This window comes from Pseudomonas sp. RL_15y_Pfl2_60 (assembly GCF_963970595.1).
In the GTDB taxonomy this organism is placed as follows: Bacteria; Pseudomonadota; Gammaproteobacteria; order Pseudomonadales; family Pseudomonadaceae; genus Aquipseudomonas.
In genome coordinates this window covers 790,515-813,690 of record NZ_CAXAOE010000001.1, presented here as the reverse complement: position 1 = coordinate 813,690, position 23,176 = coordinate 790,515, and the positions used below count along the sequence as shown (strand labels likewise).

At 54.4% G+C, this 23,176-nt stretch carries 17 protein-coding genes; 9 read left to right on the top strand and 8 right to left on the bottom strand.

Translation table 11 applies throughout. The features are described from left to right. Positions 1–16: 16 nt before the first annotated feature. The 3 genes from AACY26_RS03840 to AACY26_RS03830 are packed head-to-tail and all read left to right on the top strand — an operon-like array spanning position 17 to position 4,670. A complete protein-coding gene (locus AACY26_RS03840) occupies positions 17–2,317 on the top strand; it encodes an Orn/Lys/Arg decarboxylase N-terminal domain-containing protein (RefSeq protein ID WP_339511140.1) in 2,301 nt (766 codons plus the stop codon). 52 nt (positions 2,318–2,369) lie between these two features. Then, the gene (gene potE / locus AACY26_RS03835; protein WP_339511138.1) at positions 2,370–3,698 is read left to right on the top strand and encodes a putrescine-ornithine antiporter; all 1,329 of its coding nucleotides are present in this window, start codon (positions 2,370–2,372) and stop codon (positions 3,696–3,698) included. 48 nt (positions 3,699–3,746) lie between these two features. After that, positions 3,747–4,670 (top strand): amino acid ABC transporter substrate-binding protein, encoded by a 924-nt coding sequence (locus tag AACY26_RS03830; protein WP_445261268.1) that lies wholly within the window; start codon positions 3,747–3,749, stop codon positions 4,668–4,670. Positions 4,671–4,717: 47 nt separating this feature from the next. Here the strand turns inward: AACY26_RS03830 and AACY26_RS03825 are convergent, their stop codons facing one another. Next, positions 4,718–8,338 carry a transporter substrate-binding domain-containing protein gene (locus tag AACY26_RS03825; protein WP_339511136.1) on the bottom strand — a complete coding sequence of 1,207 codons (3,621 nt, stop codon included), beginning with the start codon at positions 8,336–8,338 and terminating at the stop codon, positions 4,718–4,720. Between the two features lie 5 nt (positions 8,339–8,343). Next, the gene (locus AACY26_RS03820) at positions 8,344–8,964 is read right to left on the bottom strand and encodes a response regulator transcription factor (protein ID WP_339511134.1); all 621 of its coding nucleotides are present in this window, start codon (positions 8,962–8,964) and stop codon (positions 8,344–8,346) included. An 839-nt stretch (positions 8,965–9,803) separates the two neighbouring features. On the opposite strand from AACY26_RS03820, the gene AACY26_RS03815 reads away from it, so the two are divergent. The 3 genes from AACY26_RS03815 to AACY26_RS03805 all read left to right on the top strand — a co-directional run bounded on the left by AACY26_RS03815 (position 9,804) and on the right by AACY26_RS03805 (position 13,539). After that, positions 9,804–10,448: an MBL fold metallo-hydrolase gene (locus tag AACY26_RS03815; RefSeq protein ID WP_339511132.1), complete on the top strand. Its 645-nt coding sequence runs from the start codon at positions 9,804–9,806 to the stop codon at positions 10,446–10,448. Between the two features lie 112 nt (positions 10,449–10,560). Further along, complete coding sequence (locus AACY26_RS03810; protein WP_010486367.1) at positions 10,561–11,217, top strand: OmpA family protein; 657 nt, start codon at positions 10,561–10,563, stop codon at positions 11,215–11,217. 192 nt (positions 11,218–11,409) lie between these two features. Further along, a complete protein-coding gene (locus tag AACY26_RS03805; protein WP_339511129.1) occupies positions 11,410–13,539 on the top strand; it encodes a putative bifunctional diguanylate cyclase/phosphodiesterase in 2,130 nt (709 codons plus the stop codon). A gap of 21 nt (positions 13,540–13,560) precedes the next feature. On the opposite strand, the gene AACY26_RS03800 is transcribed toward AACY26_RS03805, so the two are convergent. From AACY26_RS03800 to AACY26_RS03785, 4 genes are all read right to left on the bottom strand, one after another. Beyond that, positions 13,561–14,448 (bottom strand): acyltransferase, encoded by an 888-nt coding sequence (locus AACY26_RS03800; RefSeq protein ID WP_339511710.1) that lies wholly within the window; start codon positions 14,446–14,448, stop codon positions 13,561–13,563. Positions 14,449–14,674: 226 nt separating this feature from the next. Continuing rightward, positions 14,675–16,768, bottom strand: coding sequence for a phosphate acetyltransferase (gene pta, locus AACY26_RS03795; RefSeq protein ID WP_339511127.1), 2,094 nt, complete (start codon positions 16,766–16,768; stop codon positions 14,675–14,677). A 52-nt stretch (positions 16,769–16,820) separates the two neighbouring features. Further along, positions 16,821–18,017, bottom strand: coding sequence for an acetate kinase (locus tag AACY26_RS03790; protein WP_339511125.1), 1,197 nt, complete (start codon positions 18,015–18,017; stop codon positions 16,821–16,823). Between the two features lie 10 nt (positions 18,018–18,027). Continuing rightward, positions 18,028–18,375, bottom strand: coding sequence for a DUF3565 domain-containing protein (locus tag AACY26_RS03785; protein WP_339511123.1), 348 nt, complete (start codon positions 18,373–18,375; stop codon positions 18,028–18,030). Here AACY26_RS03785 and AACY26_RS03780 point away from each other — a divergent pair. The 3 genes from AACY26_RS03780 (at position 18,344) to AACY26_RS03770 (ending at position 20,905) form a co-directional block, all read left to right on the top strand. Continuing rightward, positions 18,344–18,829, top strand: coding sequence for an FKBP-type peptidyl-prolyl cis-trans isomerase (locus AACY26_RS03780; protein WP_339511121.1), 486 nt, complete (start codon positions 18,344–18,346; stop codon positions 18,827–18,829). The genes AACY26_RS03785 and AACY26_RS03780 overlap by 32 nt on opposite strands. Before the next feature lie 149 nt (positions 18,830–18,978). Then, positions 18,979–19,488 (top strand): glutathione peroxidase, encoded by a 510-nt coding sequence (locus tag AACY26_RS03775; protein WP_339511119.1) that lies wholly within the window; start codon positions 18,979–18,981, stop codon positions 19,486–19,488. Positions 19,489–19,801: 313 nt separating this feature from the next. After that, positions 19,802–20,905, top strand: coding sequence for an NADH:flavin oxidoreductase (locus AACY26_RS03770; RefSeq protein ID WP_339511117.1), 1,104 nt, complete (start codon positions 19,802–19,804; stop codon positions 20,903–20,905). A 104-nt stretch (positions 20,906–21,009) separates the two neighbouring features. Here AACY26_RS03770 and AACY26_RS03765 read toward each other — a convergent pair whose 3' ends face one another. After that, a complete protein-coding gene (locus AACY26_RS03765; protein WP_339511115.1) occupies positions 21,010–22,212 on the bottom strand; it encodes a glycosyltransferase family 4 protein in 1,203 nt (400 codons plus the stop codon). A 29-nt stretch (positions 22,213–22,241) separates the two neighbouring features. Continuing rightward, positions 22,242–23,009 (bottom strand): sulfate transporter CysZ, encoded by a 768-nt coding sequence (cysZ, locus tag AACY26_RS03760; RefSeq protein WP_339511113.1) that lies wholly within the window; start codon positions 23,007–23,009, stop codon positions 22,242–22,244. Positions 23,010–23,176 lie beyond the last annotated feature (167 nt).

Genomic DNA, 23,176 nt, shown 5'->3' with positions numbered 1-23,176 from the left:
AATGGAGTGAGCGTAAATGGGTAACCGTAAACAGCCTCTGCCGGGACAACTTGCAGAGCAGTATCCCGTGTTGATTATTTCCCAGGTACAAGAGCAAACGGGCAGTGCAATGTTGCGCAGCGCCTTGGAAATTGGCGAGGCATTAGCAGCCCATGACCTGGGTTTTGAAACCGCAACCAGCCTTGAAGATGGTGAAGTCGCCTTGCTTGCAAGCCCGGCCTATAGCTGTGTCATTCTCGGTTGGGGGCTGTGTGAGCAAGACATGGCAAAGGCCATGGATATCATTCAGTTGATCCGCAAGCGCACTGCGCAATTGCCGATTATCGTCGCCATGAGCAAGTCCGCGCATAAGCAGGCGCCGCTTGAGTTCTTTGAGCAGATTGACGGCTTTATTTGGCACCCCGAAGACAGCCCCGCGTTTATTGCCGGACGCATCGCCGCTGCGGCCAAGCGCTATCTCGACAGTATTTTGCCGCCGTTTTTCGGCGCTTTGGTCAACTTCTCCGGCACCCATGAGTACTCGTGGCACACTCCGGGTCACACCGGCGGAACAGCTTTTATGAAAACTGCTGTAGGGCGTAGCTTCCTCGACTTTTATGGTGAGGAAATGCTCCGTTCAGACCTCAGTGTTTCGGTGGGTGAGCTTGGTTCCTTGAATGATCATTCTGGCCCTGTACTCGAGGCCGAGCGTAATGCGGCGCGCGTTTTCGGTGCGGATTACACTTTCTTTTCGGTCGGCGGGAGCTCGGCCAGTAACGAGATTGTGCTGCATTCGGCAGTGACTGATTCTGATCCGGTGTTGGTCGACCGTAACTGTCACAAGTCGCTTAATTATGCATTGAACATGACTGGTGCTGTGCCGTTGTACTTGCGCCCACGGCGTAATGCACGAGGCTTGATCGGCCCTGTTCCGCAGTCGGAAATGAGCCCTGAAATTATCACGAAAAAAATTGCAGACAGCCCTTTGCTCGCCGACAAAAAAACCAAGCCAGCATTGGCGGTGTTGACCAATTCGACCTACGACGGCCTTTGCTACAACGTACAAACCACAACGCGCGAACTGAGCAAGAGCGTTGACCGCATCCATTATGACGAGGCTTGGTACGCCTACGCGCGCTTCAACCCCTTGTACGAAGGCCGCTACGGCATGCACCGGGGGGAGCGCCACGCCGATGATGCAACTGTGACTGTCACTCATTCGACACACAAGCTTTTGGCGGCGCTGTCTCAGGCATCCATGATTCATATTCGCTCAGGCAAGGTGCCAGTCAGGCCTGCGCTGTTCAACGAAGCGTTCATGATGCATACCTCAACTTCACCGCAATACAGCATCATTGCGTCGACCGATGTGTCGGCGAAGATGATGGATGATTCCGGTGAGTACCTAACCGATGAGTCGATTGGCGAGGCAATTGCCTTTCGCCAGGCCATGGTTCGGCTTGGCAATGAAATCAGCCAGCGCGACTCTGGCGACTGGTGGTTTGGTGTCTGGCAGCCAGACCAGATTGGCGGTGTAGCCTTTGTCGATGTGCCGGTCGAGCAATTACGCAAAGGTCAGTCGTGGGTGCTCAAGCCTGAGGACAGCTGGCATGGCTTTGGTGACCTGGGTGCCGATTACTGCATGCTTGATCCTATCAAGGTCACCATACTGACGCCTGGGCAAAGCCTTGAAGGTGAGATGCAAGAGGCGGGCATTCCGGCGCCGCTGGTTTCGTCTTTCCTCTCCAGTCGCGGCATTGTTGTCGAGAAAACCGAGCCTTATTCGATTCTCTTGCTGTTCAGTATTGGCATCACCAAAGGCAAGTGGGGCTCCTTGGTCGCAGGCCTGATGGAGTTCAAAAAGCATTACGACAACAATGCATCGCTGGAGCAGGTCATGCCTGACCTGCTCGATAGTTATCCCGAACGTTATAGCGGCATGGGCCTGAAAGATCTGGCCGATGAGATGCATGCCGAGATGCTTGCCTCCAAGTTGCTGCACAACATGGATGCAGCGTTCACCCTGCTACCGGATCAAATCAGTTCACCACGGGCGACCTACAGCAAGTTGGTCAAAGGCGAGATCGAGCAGATCGCCGTGCGCGATATGCTCGGGCGTACCGTGGCGGTGCAGATCGTGCCTTATCCACCAGGTATTCCGTTGATGATGCCGGGGGAGAAAGCGGGCGCGGACAAGCGCGCAATCATCGATTACCTGTTGGCAATGGAGTTGTTCGACGGCCATTTCCCAGGGTTTGAACATGACAACCACGGGGTTGAAATAGAGCGCAGCGCTGACGGTGACCTCACTTACAGGGTGTACGTGGTCAAGGCCTAGTTCTGCACATGGGTGCGTGAAACATATTGCCGTTTAGCACAAGGAGCCTTTTATGGCGCAAACAAAGAAAATGGGCCTGATGGGGCTTACCACCCTGGTCTCGGTCAACATGATGGGCTCAGGCATCATCATGCTGCCTTCGAGCATGGCTCAGCTGGGCGCGGTGTCACTGTTGTCATGGATCATTACCGCTGTCGGGTCGATGGCCATTGCCTATTGCTTTGCCCAGTGCGGCATATTTTGTCATCGCTCGGGAGGCATGTCGGCCTACAGTGAAGAAGCCCATGGCAAGTCGGCATTCTTCCTTTGTTCGTTCCTGTACTTTCTTTCGTTGGCAATTGGCAACGTGGCCATCGGTATCTCGGCTGTGGGTTACCTGACACCGTTTTTCCCATGGTTGGGAACAGGTGCAATACCGCTGTTCATTGGTACCGTGGGGCTGATTTGGCTAACCACTGTTGCCAACTTCGGTGGGCCGCAAATTACTGGGAAAATTGGTGCTATTACCGTGTGGGGCGTGATCATTCCCGTCGCAGGGCTGAGTGTGATTGGCTGGTTCTGGTTTAAGCCAGATGTATTGGCGGCAGCGTGGAATCCTCATAATCTGGCCTTGAGTGATGCAATTGGCCAGAGCATTCCGCTGACCCTGTGGGCGTTCCTGGGGATGGAGTCTGCGGCGCAGAACTCCGATGCCGTTGAAGACCCCAAGCGCAACGTACCCTTGGCATGCCTGTTCGGTACCCTGGGGGCGGCAGTGGTGTATATCCTGTCGACCACGGTGATTCAGGGCATTGTGCCCAATGCTGAATTGGCCAACTCCAGCGCGCCTTTCGCCGCCGTTTATGCACAGATGTTCAATCCATTGGTGGGGCAGATCATCATGGGACTTGCTGTTATGGCGTGCGTGGGTTCGCTGTTGGGCTGGCAGTTCACCTTGGCCCAGACGGCAAAGGTCACGGCAGACCAGCGTATGTTTCCCAAGCTGTTTTCCCGGGTTACCACACACAATGCGCCGGTGATTGGCATGGTCGTGTGCGGCATTCTGCAGACCCTGATGGCGGTTTCAACCATCTCGCCAAATGCCAGTGAGCAGTTCAGTAAGCTGGTTAACCTGGCGGCAGTCACCAACCTGATTCCCTACGTTACTTCGCTTTCAGCCTTGTTGGTCATCATGTACAAGGCCAAGGTTAGTGTCGGGGTGTTTCGACGCAATGTGGTGATTTTGCTGGTCGCAATGCTTTACTCCTTTTATGCCCTGTACGCTTCCGGTAAAGACGCGGTATTCGGTGCCATGATTGTCATGGCTGTTGGTTACCTGATGTATGGCTTTATTGCCAAGCGGTTTGCCGATGAACCTGCAAACCAGCCTGCAAGCCCATAGCCGTTGCGCTCACAGCGCCTCGGACATCAGGAATCAAGGGATTAGGAAATGAATATGAAACATATGAAAAAACTACTCGGTTGTGTGCTGGCACTGGCTTTTAGCATACCCATGCTGGCGACTGCGGCAACGCTCGACCGCGTTCGCAGCAGTGGTGAAATAACGATGGGCTACATGCCGGATGTCGAGCCTTTTAGCAGCAGGCAAGGTGATACGGTAGATGGCTACGCCATAGATATTTGTCGCAATATCGCTGCGCGGGTTAAGCAACAACTCGAACTGCCTGAGCTGCAGCTGAACTTTAAGGCGGTTGGCGATGATGATGCGGTTAAGGCGGTCAGCTCCGGTGATGTTGATATTCTATGCACGCCGTTACCGCAAACGCTTGCCCGGCGTAAGCTGATCAGTTACTCGTTGCCGGTCTACACCGCTGGCCTTGCTGCGTTGGTTCGTGATGATGCGCCAGAACGCCTGGTGAGAATTCTCCAAGGCAAGGAAGGACATACAGGACCTACCTGGCGGGCAACCATAAACCGCGGTATCGCAACCCATACCTTTGCGGTGATCAAAGGCGGAGTTACCCTCGATTGGATTCGCCAGCAGATGAACAAGTTGGGCCTGGTCGCGAAATTGATTACCGTCGACAATCATGAACAGGGCGTTCAAGCCGTAGCTGATGGTGAAGTCTCGGCGTTCATTTCCGACCGTATTCTCCTCACCAGCTATGCGCACAAGTCGGCCAAGAGCAACAGCATTCGAGTGTTGGGCAACATCTACGAACGCGCGCCTGTCAGTATGGTGCTCGGTCGGGGTGACGAAGACTTCCGGTTGCTGGTTGATACGGTAATCAGTGAGATGAATGAGTCAGGTGAGTTACTCAAGACCTATCGCAAGTACCTCGGTGCCCCAAGCGCTACTGATCAGTCGCTGCTTGATCTTTACGCATTACCGATCATTGAGTCCGATAAATAACCTTGTCCAGAGGCTGTGCCGGCATGGCGCGGCCTCTGCTTGTCTTTCTAGCGGGTTTCGTGCGCAGAATTCACTTGTTCAATCGCCTGTATCAGTCTTCGTAGGGCACTGGCCATTCGCTGTGCCTGTTCCGTGGCCTGCGGTGTGTCACCATCCTCGCATGCCTGCTCCACGGCAACACAGCAGCTGATCAGCTCAGTCGCCCGGATAATCGCCGCCGCTCCTCTGATACGGTGCGCGAGTTCCGAAAGGGCGGCCAAGTCAGTGCTTTCTAACAGCTTATCGATATTGGAAAGGTCTTCTGCCGCCGTTATCTTTATCTGTTCAAGCAGTCGGATGTTGACTGCCTTGTTGCCTCCAGATATGCGCTCGAGAGCCTCCTGGTCAAATGGCACTTCCCGGGCCACAGGCTCGGTAGGTGTTACTTCAGTCAGCGCATTGACCAGGTCATCAAGTTCGACCGGTTTGAACAGGCAGCCGTTCATGCCGGCGTCGATGCAACGCTGAAGCATTTCAGGTTGTGCATTGGCCGTGAAGCCCAGGATCGTGCAGGGGGTTGCACCTTGCATCTGCTCCTTGCTGCGAATGGTCCGGCTCAGGGTATAGCCGTTCATGACAGGCATGTTGCAGTCGGTGATAACAAGGTCGAAGTGTTGCGACTGCCAAAGCGCAAAGGCGTTTTCACCATCCACGGCGCACTCTACCTGTTGCCCGAGAAACTCCATTTGCTGGGCCAGGAGCATGCGGTTGGCCGGGTGGTCATCGACTACCAATATCTTGAGCTTGGGCAGCGCCTGTCGGGGGGCATGCTCGGGTGGGGATAAAGTAACGCTGGATTGCACCGGCTCCAAGCACAAGAGCTTTAGTGACACGCTGACGCAGGTTCCCATACCTTCCTGGCTTTCCAACTCAAGGCTGCCTCCCATCATCTCGACAAGATTTCGACAAATCATCAATCCCAAGCCGCTGCCGCCTGAAGTTTCATGTACCTGGACGAAAGGTTGGAATAGGATTTTCTGATTTTTCGGGGAGATACCAATCCCCGTATCTGATACGTCGACTCTCAATTGCAAGTAGTCGTCGTCTAGCTCAGTACCGACCAACTTTAATAAGACATGGCCCCGGGCTGTAAACTTGATTGCGTTGCTGACCAAGTTTGACAACACCTGCCTGAAACGCAGCGGGTCAAGCAGTACATGTTCCTCGAGTGCGCCCTCTAGTTCCAGCCGCAGCTCAAGCGATTTTTGCCTTGCCAAGCCTTCGAAGACCCTGACAACGCCCTCGGCTATTTGCCTAAGGTCGGCGCGTTCCGGATGAATACTCAGGTGCCCGGACTCGATGTGGGCCACGTCCAGAATGTCTCCAATCAGTTCCAACAGGCCGCGGGCGGAATTATAGGCAACCTCTAGTGACGCATGGTCTGCTGGAGCATTGCTCTCACGTTTCAAGGCCAGTTCGAGCATGCCAATCACCGCATTGAGTGGTGTGCGGATCTCATGGCTCATGGTCGCCAGGAACGTGGTTTTGGTTCGGTTCGCTTTATCCGCCTGATCCTTGGCTGTACGTAGTTGCTCGATCAAGGCGCGCCGATCGCTGATATCGACCCAACCGCCAATAATTCCCCGAACCTCACCCTCGCGATCCACGTAGGGTAGTTTCCAGTGATAAATAACCCTGGGCTCGCCATTGAGTGTGATGGCGCGGTCGACAATCACCGGTTCGCGCTCAGTGATGACCTTGTGATGGTCGCGCATTATTGCTTGGGCATCTTCGGGGGAAAAATGCCTAAGGTCGGCATGGCCGATAACGTCTTCTCTGGATGCGCCCAAGGCTTCCAAGTAGCTGTCGTTACAGATGCGAACGCTCATGTCGAGGTCACGGACATAGATCGGATGCGGCGTACCGTTGATGAGTAGCTCCATGAACTGTATCTGTTCGCTAAGCTCGCGTTCAGCTGCTTTGCGTTTACGTATTTGATTACGTAGATAAAAATTCCAGGCGAGAAAAATCATCAGCACGATCACGGCTGCAGTTATCGCTTGGTAGATCAGGGGTTTGTAATTGCGCCAGGAGGGAGGGGACAACACCACCCGACTGCGCCAGCGATTGATCAGGGCGCCATATTCATCAGGTGAGATATCAACCAGTGCGTTGTTGATGATCTCTTGTAGTTGACGGTCTCCACGGCGTAGGGCAAAGGACGCAGCCGATAATGGCTTGTTTAACGTCATGTTGATGTGCAGCTGTTTTTGATAGAAACGTGCGATGTAGTAACGGGCAACAAACAAGGGTTGGATGGTGAAATCCGCTTCGCCGGCTGCCACCATTGCAAACGCATCTGTCGTATCGGTGGCTTCGACCAACTTGAGGCTGGGGTAGTGCTCGCGCAAGAAGGGTATCAATGCATGTTCATTTTCGATTGCAATACGCTTATTGCTCACTTGCTCAAGAGACACAATGTTTTTTTGGTTCAGTGCGCTGACTAGCGCATAAGGCGTCGGTAGGTAGGATCGGCTAAATGCCATCCTGTCCCGTCTTTGTTCCGACGGAGACATATCGGCAAGCATATCGACCTCGCCATTGATCAATGCCTCGAGCATGTCATCGATCTTGGTAAACCGGGTAATCTCTATTTCTAGGTTGGTTTGCGCCTGAATCAGAGTGAGTAGATCGGAGGTGATACCGTAGTAATGATCGTCATTGCCGATATAAGAATACGGAGCGAAACTTTCAGCGACGCCAACACGCAAGGTCGGATGGGTCGTAATCCAGCGTTTCTGCAGCGTGGTTAGCTCGGGCATTTTAGTGTTAGAGAGCCCGCCTCCGTTCCAGCGCTTTATGATGTGCTTGTGCTGTTCGGGCGAAATCCCACTGCGAAGCACATTATTGAGAATCCTTAGTAGGCGTTCATTATCGTTGCGTAATACAAATCGCGCGCCATTCGGTCTCGTACTCCAGAATGCATGGGTAACCTTGAGTTCGTTTGCGTAGAAAATATTGACCAGATAATTGGCGGACACCACATTACTTAGTGCCGCGTCCTGTAAACCGAATGCAACAGATGAGAACGCTTCCAGGTCACTTGAATAGGGGGTGAGTGTTGCCTTGGGCATTAACGCTTGGGCTTGAGAGCGACTCATGTCTAAGTAATTGTAAGCAACCTTGTTGGCCGATAGGTCTTTCTTCGACACCTCCCAGCCTTTACTGGCGTTCTGTACCAAGGCAGGCGTTAAATTAACGTAGGGGTCACTTTTTAGCAGCCCGGGCGTACTCTCAATCGGTCCTAGTGAGCTGAGCATGTCTACTTCGCCGCTGTTTAGCGCATTCACAGCTGCCTGGCGATCCTTGTAGAGATGGGCCTCAACTTTTATCCCCAGCTCGTGTCTGATGAGCTCGACAATATCCGCAATGACGCCTGAAAATTCGTTGCTATCAGCGCCGAGCCTGAAGGGTGGATAGTCTGTGCCATATGTGCCTAGAACCAGTGTTTCTTTCTTGCGTAACCAATTCCAGTCGTCATCGCTTAATTGCGTGCGATGCAAAGCTGGCTGTGAGAACCCCAGCAGTTCCAAGCGTGTGACTGCTTCAGCCATTTTAGCTGCGTGCGCATCTGTGAGCACACACAGGCTTAATAAGAACAGGCAGGTAATCCGCAGGAAATTAGCCATCAGACTCAAGCAACATTATTACGTTTGGCAAACTCGAGTAATTCTACTAAAGACGTCGCCCCCAACTTTTGCAGCAAGCGTGTCTTGTAGGTACTCACCGTTTTGTTACTCAGCAACATGATGTCGGCAATCTGTTTATTGGTCATGCCCTTGGCTAAGTATTGCAGCACCATCAGCTCCCTGTCGGACAGGCTTTCCAGTAACTGGCTTTCGGGTTGCTCGCTGTCATGTGTCGAGCCAAAGATCCCGTAGGGGAAATAGGTATAGCCAGACAGAATCGCATTGACTGCGCTGCAGAGCCCGGCCAAATCTTGATCTTTACTGACAAAACCAGCGGCGCCCACCTGCATGCATCTGTTTGCCAAGGTACTGGCCGGTTGTGAGGTTAGCACCAGGACACGAGTCAATCCTCCTGTCGCTTTCAGGCGGGAAATAACCTGTAGTCCGTCGAGCCTGGGGATTCCGATGTCGAGGATGACAACGTCGGGATTCTTGTCCTTGGTAAGCTGCAAGGCATCTACACCGTTGTCAGCTTCACCTACGATTTCATAGCCTTCCTGCTCGAGCAGTACTCGAACGGCTAAACGTATTACTGGATGATCATCAACAATCAGGATTTTGCGCATAGGGTTCCTAAATACTTTAATAATTATTAAGACTTCATGTTCAGGATCTTTTCCAGTAACAGCGTTATACGACTGTGGAGACCTTTTAGCGAGTGACAATAAATCCTTGATTTATTTGTGCATCTTGAAGGTTGATGCCGACCTCATGCTAGACGTGCATTGAGGCGACATCGGGTCTCCATTGCCGGTCATTTGCCAGCGTCCTCATCCTTGGGGTTGGTACGTACATCGAAGTCAGCTGAATCAACACATCGTGTCCTTAGGCGAACTCGATTTCTGTTCTCGTTCGCATGAGATAGATTGTGCACTTATACATGTAGTTGAACCGCTCGGTGACTTTGTTTAGGCACAGCGAAGAGTCTAGCCTAAGCAACAGTGTTTACAGATTCGTAAGGTTTAGTTTCTCCATTTTGCGGACATTTTTTACAGCCCTATATCTCGGCTGTTAGAAGCCATAACTCGTCATCTGTTCACTCAATAGGCTCTAGGCTCATACAAAAACTCTGGGTCTACATGTTTTGACTCTATGTAATCCAATTTAAAAAAAACGAATGACGGTAAGTGCCTAGCGTCAACTCATTTTAAGAGGCGTTGCTATGGTGGATAAAACACTATCGGTTTTATGTAAGGCTTTTCCTACCGTGTGGGTGATTGATTCTTAAGTGCCAGCACTTATCGGGCAAAGCATGACTAAAAGTTATGCCTGGGTCATTGTGGTTATGGTTTATTGATTTACGTTCGTTAAAGCACCTGATTACGATTGAGCACCGGCTGTGATCTGTTCGCGGGGCACTAAACTTCTGTGCCAGAATTGCACGGTCTACCCAGCAGGAACCCTTATGGACTCCATCGAAGCTGCATTAATCCGCGAAACATTCCCCGTCGGGCCTTTGCAGTGCAACTGCACCATTATTGGTGACTCTGTCAGTAAGAAGGCAATTGTGGTTGATCCGGGTGGTAACCCCGATGAGATCATGGCTCGCCTCGATCGGCATGGATTGAAAGTCGTCAGCATCATTCACACCCATGCGCACTTGGATCACTTTCTGGCCTCAGGGCAGATGAAGGAGAAAACCGGCGCAACGCTGCATCTGCACAAGGAGGACCAGTTCTTGTGGGACAACCTTGAAATGCAGTGCAAGATGTTTGGTGTCCCTTATGTTCCTGTGCCATCACCCGATCAGTGGTTGGCCGATGACCAGGCCCTGGATTGCGGTTGTGGGGTCGCCTTGCATACGCCCGGGCATACTCCCGGTTCGATGAGTTTCTGGTTTCCAGAGGCGAAGCTGTTGATTGCCGGTGATACCTTGTTTCGGCGTGGTATTGGTCGTACCGACTTGTGGGGCGGCGATTATGCAACCATCGAGCGCTCCATCAAGCAGCGCCTGTACCGTCTTGATGAAGATGCAACGGTGGTGACTGGGCATGGTCCTGACACTCTGTTGGGTGATGAGATGCGCGAGAATCCATTTATCAAGGCATGAGCATCGAACGACTAGCAGCGGACGAGTAAGAGTTGGTAGGCTTGTTTAAAGCTGTCGTCAGCCTGAAGGCACAGGTACATGCCTGTTTAACCTATGAAGCAAAGGAATCTTTATGAGTAATGTGCGTAATTTTGCACTGATTGTTGCAGCCTCCACTTTTCTTGCCGCATGTACTAACAACCCGTACACCGGGGAAAGCGAAGCAGGTAAGGCAGGTATTTATGGCGGTATTGGCGCCGTAACAGGTGCTGTGATCGGTGCCGCAACTTCAAGCAAGAAGGATCGAGGCAAAGGTGCATTGATCGGTGCTGCGGTTGGTGGTGCTGCCGGTGGTGGCTATGGCTACTACGTTGACAAGCAGGAAGCTCAACTGCGTCAGAAGCTGGTGGGGACCGGGGTTCAAGTCCAGCGTAACGGCGACCAGTTGACCTTGATCATGCCAGGCAATATCACTTTTGCCAGCAACTCTTCGGATATCTCAAGCAGCTTTTATCCAACGCTGAACTCGCTGGTAACCGTATTCAAAGAGTTCGACAAGAACGGTATTGATATCACCGGTCACACTGACAGCACCGGTTCTCTGGCGCTGAACCAGAACCTGTCCAATGCTCGTGCACAAAGTGTTGCCTCATACCTGGCTGCCAACGGTGTTGCGAGCAATCGCATTTCAGCCTTTGGCGCCGGCCCCAACCAGCCGATTGCCAGCAACGCGACCGAAGCAGGTCGCGCGCAAAACCGTCGCGTGGAGATAACCCTTCGCCAGCTATAATTCAGGCGAAGCTCAAAAGCCCCCCAAGCTGGGGGCTTTTTTGTGCCTGAAATTTAGCGGTGCTGGCACAGTGCTATTTTTCGGCGTCTAGCTAGACTTGATTGGAACTGACGTTCAAGAAATCCGCGCCACAGTCGACATCAGTGTTATAGGCCAATGCTAGAAAAGACCGGCGCACGGTTTGGGGGATGCATGTTAGAGCCGCAACTAGATCAGGCCCCGGTGGTCTCGGTGGTATTGGTGGTTGATGACCTGCAAGACAACCTGGATGCCATGCAGGAGCTACTTGAGGACCCTCATCGAGCTATACATTGCGTGGATAACGCTGTCGCCGCCTTGGCTTTTTTACAACATCATGAAGTCGATCTTATTCTGCTTGATGTGCAAATGCCGGACATGGACGGCTTCGAGTTCGCCAAGCGTTTGCGTGAGCAGCCCAAGACGCTTTTGACCCCCATTATCTTTCTCTCCGGACTGGATCAGACTGATGCTGTGTTGGCTCGTGGCTATGCCACAGGGGCGATTGATTTTATCAAGAAGCCATTTGATCCCGTCGTGCTCAATCACAAGGTCACTGTGCTGCTTGCACTTGAGCGACAGCGCCGAGAGCTGAGCGCTTTGACCCAGCAACTCGAAAGTGCACGCGCATTCAATGCCTCCATTCTGGAGAATGCTGCCGAAGGTATTATGGTGGTGTCCGATCAGGGGGAGGTGCGCTATGCCAACCCGGCAATTGCGACTATGTTGCAATGTTCGCTTCATGAGGTTTTGGGCAGCCAGGTCCTGGACTTTCTGCAGGCCGCACCTGTTACCGGAACATGGCAAGCATCAGACTATTACCAGCGCTGGATGAATGGGGAAACATACTGCGTGCATGACGCAGTTCTGTACGCATCCAATGCCCAGACCTTGCCAGTGGCCTTGTCGTGCTCGCCGATTCCCGCGCAGCAGGCAATGGTTTTCATGGCGCTGGACATGTCAGTCACCAATAGCTTGCATGAGCAGCTTGAGTCATTGGCCCTGTCAGATGCCTTGACTGGGCTGTTGAATCGTCGTGGGTTTCTTCAGGCAATGGAAAGTGCATTGTCGCGCCGTGAGCGTAGTGGCAAAGGCTTGGCTGTGTTGTACATGGATCTGGATGGTTTCAAGCGGGTCAATGACTTGCTTGGCCACGATGCGGGCGACGTGCTTTTGTGTCAGGTCGCCCAACAGCTACGCGAATGTATTCGTTCATACGACACACTTGGGCGAATGGGGGGCGATGAGTTCACCTTGCTACTGGACAGCCTGAGCCGGCCGGAGGATGCGCAGAGGGTCGCCACTAAGTTGATTGGGGTGGTATCGGGGCGACGCAATCTCAATGGGTTTGATTTTAATCTGGGCGTCAGTATTGGTATCGCATATTTGCCTGAAGAGGGCATGAGCATTGAAGCATTGCTGGGCGCGGCAGATATGGCGATGTACGAGGCTAAGCGTGGTGGTCGTCGCCAATACCGGATTTATACCGAGGAAATGCGCGGTCGCGAGAGCTCGAAACGTGCGTTTGAGGATCAGTTGCGTAGCGCGGTGAGTCAGCAGCAATTCAGTCTCTGTTATCAGCCCCAGGTTGACCTGGTCACGGGTGAGCTGCGCGGTTTTGAGGCTTTGTTGCGCCTGGGGCAGGCTGACAATCGTTGGAGCCCGGCCGCTGAATTTATCCAGGTGCTTGAAGACACGCGCCTACTCAATGAGTTGAACCTGTGGATCTTTCGCCATGCGGCTGAGATGCGTCAATCACTGGTCGGCAAGGTGGCGGATTCGGTCCGGGTAAGCATTAATATCAGTGCGCTGCAGTTTGGTTTGAAGGGATTGGTCGATGAGCTAAGCCTTGCACTGCGCGAGTTTGGGCTTAAGCCAGGGCAGCTCGAGCTGGAGGTGTCGGAAGCTGCGCTGATGCAAAACCTTACCCATAGCCGCGAGCAACTAAAGCGCTTGCGTGCCTTGGGGGTTAAAACCGCGTTTGATGGTTTCGGCCGTGGGCAGTTCTCGCTCGCTGATCTGCGTTACCTTGAGTTGGACTGCTTGAAGATTGATCGCCAGTTTATCTGTGCAATGCTTGAATCCCAGGCCGATGGCGCAATGGTCAAGTCGATCATTGCGCTGGGGCACAACCTCGGGCTTGAGGTGATTGCCACTGGTGTTGAGAGCAAGGCACAGCGTGACTGGCTGGTGCTCAACCAGTGTGATGCACTGCAAGGCTATTTGATTGCCGCTGAGCTCAGGCCGGAGGAGGTCAGGCTGAGTTGGGGCAATCGCTCGGTTGAGCTGCAGCCGGTAGACTAGCCGACTGCATTGTGTGCGTGGCTAGTGATGCAGGCGAGCGAGTTCGTCGTCTTTTTCTTGCCATAGCACATTGACCCACTGCTGGAATGCCTGGCGGTATTCGGCATCTTGGTCGTAGTTCTTGCCGATAAATTCGCGTGGGATTTTCAACTCCCTGAAATTGACCACCACCTCTTTGACTTCGCCACTCAACAGGCTCCAGAAGCCCGGGATGCCTTGCGGGTAGTAGATGGTCACATTGACGATGCTATGCAGTTGCTCACCCATTGCATCGAGCACAAAAGCAATGCCGCCGGCCTTGGGCTTGAGTAGGTATTTATAAGGTGATTGCTGAGCCGCATGCTTGCTCGGAGTGTAGCGCGTGCCTTCCAGGAAGTTGAAAATGCCCACTGGATTTGCGCGGAATTTGTCGCAGGTGCGCCGCGTTGTTTCGAGGTCCTTGCCCTTTTTCTCTGGATGCTTTTCCAGATAAGCCTTGGAGTAGCGCTTCATAAATGGAAAGCCCAGCGCCCACCAACACAGGCCAATCACCGGTACCCAAATCAATTCTTGTTTCAGAAAGAATTTCAGCGGACGGATGCGCCGGTTAAGCAGGTATTGCAGCACCAGAATATCGACCCAGCTTTGGTGGTTGCTGGTAACCAAGTATGAATGCTGGTAATCCAGACTCTTGAGGCCCTCGACCTGCCAGCGAGTGGTGCAGACCAAATCCATCCACAGTTTGTTGCAGCTTATCCAGAACTCATGGATGAAGTTCATCAGCCAATTACACACCCGCTGTGCTGCGGCAAACGGCAAGCAGATTTTCAGGAGTGTGACGGCAAACAGCGGTATGCAGCAAAACAGTGTGTTTAGTGCCAGGCAACACACACCAATAATGCCGCGCAAGAATGCAGGAAGAAAACTCAACATGGGGGCAAATGCCTCCAACAAGTGGGCGCGCGCGCCGATTCAGTCAAAGTCTGCAGTTTTTTACCGCAGATCGGTTGGGCGCACAGGTTAACTTGAACTGCATGAACTTCAACTACTGCCGGGGTGGGTAACTGCAAAAAAAAGCATAATTGCTGGGTTGTCGATTTATATCGCCGGGCAAGACGCTGCCAAACCGCCCGGCGATATTAGGGGCGACCATTGCTTAACTTGGCAGGTTGGCGGCCTGGATCGCGGTGAGGGCAATGGTGTAGACAATATCGTCTACCAGCGCACCTCGCGACAGGTCGTTTACCGGCTTGCGCAGCCCCTGCAGCATGGGGCCGACACTGATGCAGTCGGCGCTGCGCTGAACCGCCTTGTAGGTGGTGTTGCCCGTGTTCAGGTCGGGGAATACGAAGACGGTTGCACGTCCGGCCACTGGGCTGTTGGGCGCTTTTTGACGGCCGACCGACTCGATTGCTGCGGCGTCGTATTGCAAAGGACCGTCGACGAGCAAACCAGGTTCGCTCAACTTGGCCAGGCGGGTTGCTTCACGCACCTTCTCGACTTCTTCGCCAGTTCCTGAGTCGCCTGTGGAGTAGCTGAGCATGGCCACGCGCGGAGGAATGCCGAATGCGGTTGCCGAGGCGGCGCTTTGCAGGGCTATTTCGGCAAGCTCCGAAGCGCTTGGGTCAGGATTCACCGCACAGTCGCCATACACCACGACCTGATCCGGCAAGAGCATGAAGAACACCGAAGAAACCAACTTGTAGCCAGGTGCGGTTTTGATCAGCTGCAGTGCTGGGCGGATGGTGTTGGCGGTGGTATGGACGGCGCCGGAAACCAGGCCATCGACTTCATCGAGTGCCAACATCATGGTCCCGAGCACCACGCTGTCTTCGAGCTGGGCGCTGGCCATTGGTGCATTCAACCCTTTGCCTTTGCGCAGTTCGACCATGGGTTCAACGTAGCGCTCGCGAATCAAATCAGGGTCAAGGATTTCGAGCCCTTGTGGCAGCTCGATGCCTTGTGCTTTGGCCACGCTCACGACTTCTTCGGGCTTGGCCAGCAGCACGCAGCGAGCAATGCCGCGTTCATGGCAGATGGCGGCAGCCTGGATGGTTCTGGGCTCATTACCTTCCGGCAGTACGATACGCTTGTTCGCGGCCTTGGCGCGTTGCACCAACTGGTAGCGGAAAGCCGGTGGAGACATGCGCAGCTCGCGCACGGTGCCGCAGCGCTCGCGCAACCATTCATGGTTGATGTGGTTGGCGACAAAGTCCGCGACCTTTTCTGCGCGCTCCTTATCGTCCACCGGAATCTCGCGGTTGAGGCGATTGAGGTTGGTTGCGGTGTCGTATGAGCCGGTGCTCACTGCCATGACAGGCAAGCCACTTTGCAGGGCGCCACGACAGAGTTCGACAATACGTGGGTCCGGCGCGAAGTCGCTGCACAGGAGTAAACCGGCTAGCGGCATGCCGTTCATGGCAGCCAGGCTGGCGGCGAGAATAATGTCGTCTCGATCCCCCGGCGTCACCACCAGCGTCCCCGGCTTTAGTAGCTGTACGGTATTGGCAACGGCACGGGCGCACAGCACGATCTTGAGCATGCGCCGCTGTTCGTAATCGCCTGCGTTAAGCACCCGGGCGCCGAGTAAATCAGCAATGTCGCGGGTGCGTGGGGCATTGAGTTCTTCTTCCCATGGAATACATCCGAGCAGCAGGAAATCATCGCGCCGAAACAGAGGTGACTGTTCTGCAAGGCGTGCGGCAAATGCTTCTATGCCATCGTCGCTACGCACTTTATTGAGGATAGCCCCCAGTACTTTGGGATCTTTGGGACCGCCGAACATCTGAGCCTGGATCTCAACCCGGTCACACAATTCGCTCAGGCTTTCTTGCTCCGGCGCCGAGACCAGGATCACGTCGGCGTCGAGGCTTTTGGCTAAGTGGAAGTTGACCCGCGCGGCATAGCTGGCCTGGCGGGTTGGGACCATGCCTTCGACTATGACCACATCTTTATCAGCGGCAGCGACTTGGTAGTAGCTGATGATTTCTTCGAGCAACTCATCAAGCTGGCCATCACCGAGCATGCGTTCAACATGGGCAAGGTCCAAGGGCTTGGGGGAGTGCAGGCCGTGGGTGCGGGCAATCAGCTCGCTGGAGCGCTCGGGGCCCAAGTCACCCTGATGCGGCTGGGCGATGGGTTTGAAGAAACCCACCTTGAGCCCTGCACGCTCAAGGGCGCCAACCAGGCCGAGGCTGATAGATGTCAGGCCGACACCGAAACCGGTGGGGGAGATGAAGAAGGTATGCATGCTAGATCCTATCGTTAAACCCATGGAGCAGGTGTGCAAGTAAGCTGCACCGTCATGAGGTGTGTTGCTTCAACAACGCTAGCGTATCGAGCGCAATTTGCCGCTCTTCGTTGGTGGGTATTACTAATACGCGCGGATGGCCCTGGGTGTGAATAGGACCGGCCACGCCACGAACACACAGGGCGTTGGCTTCGCGGTCGAGCTGTATATTGAGTAACTTGAGATGCTCCACGGTTTTGTTGCGGATCAGTGGTGAGTTCTCGCCAATGCCGCCGGTAAAGACCAGGCCATCAAGGCGCGTCAGTGCGCAGCTCATCGATGCCAGGGACTTGGCAAGGCGGTAGCAAAATACTTCGATCGCCAATGTCGCGCCGACATGTCCTTGCTCCCGTGCTTGTTCGAGAGTGCGCATGTCATTGGACAGCCCGGATAAACCGAGCACACCGCTTTCCTGATTGAGGACACGGTCGATTTCATCGAGGCTCCAACCCAGTGTTTTCGCAAGGTGACCATGCAGATTGGGGTCGACATCACCACTGCGTGTGCCCATCACCACGCCTTCCAGCGGGGTCAGCCCCATGCTGGTGTCACGGCTTTGGCCATTAACCACGGCGCAAGTTGAGCAGCCGTTACCCAAGTGAGCGATCAACCAGCTGCTGTCGCCATAGGCCAAGCCGCTAAATGCTGCCGCCTGCGCGCTTACATAATGATGGCTGGTGCCGTGGAAACCATAACGGCGCACGCCGTGCTGACGATAGAGTGCATCAGGCAGTGCGTAGCGAAATGCATGTTCCGGCAGGCTTTGATGGAAGGCCGTATCGAATACCGCAACCTGGGGCAGTTCGGGAAACAGCCTTATCGCAGCCTCGATACCGAGCAGGTTTACCGGGATGTGCAGCGGTGCGAGCGGCTCAAGGGATTTGATTTGTTGCAAGGCTTTGCTGTCGATGCGACTAGCCGCGGTGAAGTACTCCCCGCCATGCACAACGCGATGACCAATGCCCAGCAACTTACCTTGGGTGGCGTGCTCGACCAGTGGCAGGAGTTCGGCAAGCGCCAGGCGGTGGTCAGCATTAGCGATGGGCTTTGAGTCCTTGCTGCCGCGATGCTGCCAATGCAATACAGCATCGGCGCCACCTAAGCGTTCGGCTTGGCCACTAAGGGCGAAGTCGGGCTCTGATGGATTGACCAAGGCAAATTTGATCGATGAACTGCCGCAATTAATCACCAATATATTGCTTGGCTGCATATAGCGTTCCTTAGCACTCTGGAGCAGTGTTTTTTGCCTGTTCGGCGTTGGCTGTGCACCATCCACACTCAAAGGGTTGACCCAGTTGCGCCCGGCGCAGTTCCGGGCTTTGAACCCATGGACGGTTTTGCCACGGAGGCTCATGGCGCAAGTGTTGGGTATGGCCGCATGACAATACTGCCACCCAATGACCGTCCTCGTCCTGACGCAAGTCAAGCAAGCGTACGGGCATACTGCCAGTCCGTCCGTCCGGGGCGGGTTCGCTTTCGGGCGATGGCTTGGTTAAACTTGTCCGTTCTTCATTCATAAGCAAAAGGTTCCGCCCCATGCTGATCGCTGCCAATAAGGCCGTATCCATCGACTATACCCTGACCAACGACGCTGGTGAGGTGATAGATAGTTCCGCTGGCGGCGCACCGCTGGTCTACCTGCACGGCGCTGGCAACATCATTGCCGGTCTTGAAAAAGCGCTGCTGGACAAGAAAGTTGGCGACGAGCTGGACGTTTCCGTTGAGCCAGAAGACGCCTACGGCGAATACAGCGCCGAACTGCTGGCGACCCTGAATCGCTCGATGTTTGAAGGTGTCGATGAGCTGGAAGTGGGCATGCAGTTCCACGCTTCCGGTCCAGACGGCAGCATGCAGATCGTTACCATTCGCGAGCTGGAAGGCGACGATGTGATCGTCGATGGTAACCATCCTCTGGCGGGTCAGCGTCTGAACTTCAAAGTGAAGGTCGTTGATATTCGCGACGCCAGCGAAGAAGAAGTCGCTCACGGTCACATCCACGGCGAGGGCGGTCACCAGCATTGATTGCTGCGTGCCGCTTGGTCACACAATACGACTTATGGTCCTGTTATAAGTGTGGCTGACTGCTAAGCTACAAGTGAGTAAGAAAGGGGCGCCTCAAGGGCGCCTTTTTTGTCCCATGGGGAATGTGCTGCAAGCTCAAGGAGCAAGCCATGAGTGCCTTTCACGATATAACTTTGCGGGCTCTTGATGGTCAGGAGTTACCGCTGGCACCACTTAAGGGCAAGGTCGTTCTAGTGGTGAACGTGGCTTCCAAATGCGGTCTGACCCCGCAATACGCGGGTTTGGAAAAACTCTACCAGGAATATCACGACCACGGCTTCAGCGTGCTTGGCTTGCCTTGCAACCAGTTCGCAGGGCAAGAACCGGACAGCGAGGAGGCTATTGGCGCATTCTGCACTCGCAACTACGGGGTGAGTTTCCCACTGGCCAGCAAAATAGAGGTCAACGGTGCTGAGCGCCATCCCCTGTATCGCTTGCTGGCGGGTGAGGGGGCTGAGTTTCCCGGCGATATCACCTGGAACTTCGAGAAGTTCCTGGTCGGCCCAGACGGGCGCGTCTTGGCGCGCTTCTCGCCCCGCATGACGCCGGAAGATCCTGCGTTGATTCAGGCCATTGAAACTAGCCTGGGTATCACCGAGCCAGCCCTTACTGCCAAGTAATAGGCTAATTGACGCTATTACGGCTTCACGACCCCGCGCCAACGTCGTGAAGCCCTTGGTGGCGTACCTCACCTGGTCGTAATCTTTCAGTGCTGTTGTTGACATAATCACTGATATCAATAGTGCTGGGCTTGACGCTTGCGCGGTTCTATTGTCGCGCTCAACACATCAATGCTTCCCCTGTAGGGCGTTGCGCGCTCGATAGAGCGGTGTCGCTCTCTTGTCGGTCTTGCATTGATCATCATTGAATCTGTTTTGTCTGCGTATGCATCATTCCGTCGAGTTTGATCCTGTCTGCGCTGTTGGAGAATCCATGACTGCACAAGCCCTGTTTCAGCCATTTAACCTGGGCCAGTTGAGCCTCCCGAGTCGCGTGGTGATGGCGCCCATGACGCGTTCGTTCTCGCCAGGCGGGGTGCCTAACAGCAAGGTTGTCGAGTATTACCGACGCCGGTCTGCGGCCGGTGTTGGCTTGATCATTACCGAGGGCACCACCGTTGGCCACAAGGCTGCCAATGGTTACCCGAATGTGCCGCGCTTCTATGGTGAGGATGCCTTGGCTGGCTGGAAGAAAGTGGTGGATGCGGTGCATGCCGAAGGCGGCAAGATCGTGCCTCAGCTTTGGCATGTAGGTAATGTGCGCAAGCTTGGAACCGAGCCGGACGCGAGCGTGCCGGGTTATGGCCCGAGCGAGAAGCAGAAGAACGGTGAAGTGGTTGTCCATGGCATGAGCCATGAGGATATCCGCGAGGTTATCGCAGCATTTGCCCAAGCCGCGGCTGATGCCAAGCGCATCGGTATGGACGGGGTTGAGTTGCACGGCGCGCACGGTTACCTGATCGACCAGTTCTTCTGGGAAGGTAGTAACCAACGAAGCGATGAGTATGGCGGTGATCTGGCTCAGCGCTCTCGCTTCGCTATTGAATTGATTGAGGCCGTCCGTGGCGCTGTCGGGCCGGACTTTCCAATTATCCTGCGTTTCTCGCAGTGGAAGCAGCAAGACTACAGCGCACGCCTGGTACAAACCCCACAAGCGCTTGAAGCCTTCCTCAAGCCGTTATCTGATGCGGGCGTGGATATTTTCCACTGCTCGACCCGGCGCTTCTGGGAGCCTGAGTTTGAGGGCTCGGAACTCAACCTGGCAGGCTGGACCCGCAAGCTGACTGGCAAGCCAACCATTACTGTCGGCAGTGTGGGGCTTGATGGCGAGTTCCTGCAGTTCATGGTCAACACTGACAAGGTCGCGCAGCCAGCCAAGCTCGAAGGACTGCTTGAGCGTTTGCATAACCAGGAATTTGATCTGGTTGCGGTTGGCCGAGCCCTGTTGGTCGACCCGGACTGGGCCTTGAAAGTCCGTGAAGGTCGCGAGGAAGAGATTCTCCCGTTCAGCCGCGAAGCGCTGATGAGCCTCGTTTAACCATTAAAGTTTGCTCAGCCACACACTGGCGGGGCACTTTCCTTGGCCCCGGCACATCGGGGCTTTTTTAGGCCTGCGATTTGGGGCCTTTGTCTTCTTTCGCCTCAGGGCTGGGTGCGGGCCGCCGGCAGGTCGGCGATAGGGATAAGTGCATTGCGCAGATGTTGCTCAAACAAGTCGATGATAGTCGACCAGCCTTGGCGAGCAGCATGTTGGCGGCCATTTAGACGTACTCTGCGCAGGCTTTCCGGCGTATCGAGTAGCCAGCACGCCGCCTCGATAAAAGCTTGTTGATCCTGAGGCATTGCCAAGGCGCCATTGTGCCCATGACGAATATGCTGGCTGGCGGCCGCTTGATCGTAAGCAACCACGCCAAGGCCAGAGGCTAGCGCTTCAAGTAACACATTGCCGAAGGTCTCGGACAGGCTGGGAAAGACGAACAAATCGCCTGAGGCATAGTGTGCGGCCAATTGCTCACCGCGCTGTACACCACAGAATATTGCGTCGGGCAGTTGTGCCTGAAGCTGAGCTCGTTGCGGCCCATCGCCAACCAGAATCAGCTTCAGGTTGTGTTGTGGGTAGCGTTGTTGCAGCGTCTTGAAGGTATCGACCAAGAGTTTCAGGTTTTTCTCGGCGGCCAGTCTGCCAACGTGAATAACCGCAGTATCTGATTCATCAAGCCCCCACTGTTTTCGCAACTCGCTGGAGCGCTTGGCTGGATTAAACAGCTGACTGTCTACCCCACGCGCGAGCAGTTCCACACGCTCGAAGCCGCGACGTTCCAGTTCCATTTTTTGACTGATACTGGGCGCTAGGGTCATGCGTGAAGCATTGTGGAACCAGCGCAGGTAATTGGTGATCAAGCGCGTCAGTATGGCTGCACCATAGTGCCCGCTATATTGCTGGAAGTTGGTATGAAAACCGCTTACTACCGGGATATTCAAACGCTTGGCAGCACTTAATGCCGACCAGCCAAGCGGCCCTTCGGTGGCGATATATAAAACATCGGGGCGTTGCTTGCGCCAGCGGCTGAGCAGCTTGTGCCGCGCCGACTGCCCCCACTGCAGTCCTGGATAACCGGGTAATGGCCAACCGCGTGTGAGCAGCAGGTGCTCGTCGCTTTTGCGCGTTTGGTCGCTGCTTTGCCGAGGCCTGACCAGTTGCAACTGATGGCCGCGTGCGCGTAGCCCATTAACCAGTCGCTCAAGAGTATTGGCCACGCCGTTGATTTCAGGTGTGAAGGTTTCGGTGACTAACGCGATATACAAGGATGATGTGCTCATGACAGCAGTCTCGACTGCTGTCATGTAGCGAGTGTGACGTTTTTGTTGTGAAATTATGACGCTGTTTGGCCGGGCGCCTTGGCGACCCGAGTATCCCCGCGCTCACGCACCCAGAACAGCGTTGCTCCCGCCACGGCAGCGGGCATCATCAGGATGTTGACGAAGGGTATCAGCAGCGCGGCGTAGGTGATGCCACCGAAACCCAGGCTCTGCCAGCGCTTTTCGCGCAGCCAGGCGAGCATGTCCTGCCAGCTCATCTTGTTGTTGTCCGCCGGGTAGTCGATGTACTGGATAGCCATCATCCAGACCCCGAACAACAGCCAAAGAGGCGCTGCAATCAGGTTGACCACCGGGATAAACGACAGGATGAACAAGCCGATCGCACGTGGCAAAAAGTAACCCAGCTTGCGCATCTCGCGGCTCAGTGTGCGTGGAATCATGGCCACCAGTTCACCCCAACTGAAGGGTGGGAAATTGTCTTCCCCGCGCACGACCACTTCGACTTTCTCAGCAAGAAAGCCGTTGAAAGGCGCTGCAACAATGTTGGCGAGCATGGTGAATGTGAAGAAGATCATCAGTAACACCAAGACCACGAACAACGGCCAGATGATGTACTCAAGAAAGCTCAACCAACTAGGCAGGTTGGGCATAAAGGTGTCGACCCAGCTACTGAACTGCTGGGTTGCAACGCCAACCAAGGCGCCAAACAACAGCAAGTTGATTAGCAGTGGCAAGAGTACAAACAGGCGCAACCCAGGGCTTAGCACCAGTTTCAGGCCTTCGCTGAGGTATTGCGGTCCAGACAGTACGGGAGCAGGCATGGCGTTTTCCGTGAATAACAAGTTGTGCCGACCTTACCGGCTTTAGTGTCTTGGGGAAAGCCTGTGCTAGCGCTGGCAAGGCGACTTTAGAGGCTTATAGTCGCGCTCTATGTGCTGAATTGTTAAAGCAAATTTCCAACACTACGGCCTGCCCGATACTCTTTGCT

What these genes read in the sequence shown, in the direction of transcription:
- AACY26_RS03840 (WP_339511140.1), top strand. Translation starts at nt 17, where the DNA reads ATGGGTAACCGTAAACAGCCTCTGCCGGGACAACTTGCAGAGCAGTAT.
- potE (WP_339511138.1), top strand. Translation starts at nt 2,370, where the DNA reads ATGGCGCAAACAAAGAAAATGGGCCTGATGGGGCTTACCACCCTGGTC.
- AACY26_RS03830 (WP_445261268.1), top strand. Translation starts at nt 3,747, where the DNA reads ATGAATATGAAACATATGAAAAAACTACTCGGTTGTGTGCTGGCACTG.
- AACY26_RS03825 (WP_339511136.1), bottom strand. Translation starts at nt 8,338, where the DNA reads ATGGCTAATTTCCTGCGGATTACCTGCCTGTTCTTATTAAGCCTGTGT.
- AACY26_RS03820 (WP_339511134.1), bottom strand. Translation starts at nt 8,964, where the DNA reads ATGCGCAAAATCCTGATTGTTGATGATCATCCAGTAATACGTTTAGCC.
- AACY26_RS03815 (WP_339511132.1), top strand. Translation starts at nt 9,804, where the DNA reads ATGGACTCCATCGAAGCTGCATTAATCCGCGAAACATTCCCCGTCGGG.
- AACY26_RS03810 (WP_010486367.1), top strand. Translation starts at nt 10,561, where the DNA reads ATGAGTAATGTGCGTAATTTTGCACTGATTGTTGCAGCCTCCACTTTT.
- AACY26_RS03805 (WP_339511129.1), top strand. Translation starts at nt 11,410, where the DNA reads ATGTTAGAGCCGCAACTAGATCAGGCCCCGGTGGTCTCGGTGGTATTG.
- pta (WP_339511127.1), bottom strand. Translation starts at nt 16,768, where the DNA reads ATGCATACCTTCTTCATCTCCCCCACCGGTTTCGGTGTCGGCCTGACA.
- AACY26_RS03790 (WP_339511125.1), bottom strand. Translation starts at nt 18,017, where the DNA reads ATGCAGCCAAGCAATATATTGGTGATTAATTGCGGCAGTTCATCGATC.
- AACY26_RS03780 (WP_339511121.1), top strand. Translation starts at nt 18,344, where the DNA reads ATGCTGATCGCTGCCAATAAGGCCGTATCCATCGACTATACCCTGACC.
- AACY26_RS03785 (WP_339511123.1), bottom strand. Translation starts at nt 18,375, where the DNA reads ATGGATACGGCCTTATTGGCAGCGATCAGCATGGGGCGGAACCTTTTG.
- AACY26_RS03775 (WP_339511119.1), top strand. Translation starts at nt 18,979, where the DNA reads ATGAGTGCCTTTCACGATATAACTTTGCGGGCTCTTGATGGTCAGGAG.
- AACY26_RS03770 (WP_339511117.1), top strand. Translation starts at nt 19,802, where the DNA reads ATGACTGCACAAGCCCTGTTTCAGCCATTTAACCTGGGCCAGTTGAGC.
- AACY26_RS03765 (WP_339511115.1), bottom strand. Translation starts at nt 22,212, where the DNA reads ATGACAGCAGTCGAGACTGCTGTCATGAGCACATCATCCTTGTATATC.
- cysZ (WP_339511113.1), bottom strand. Translation starts at nt 23,009, where the DNA reads ATGCCTGCTCCCGTACTGTCTGGACCGCAATACCTCAGCGAAGGCCTG.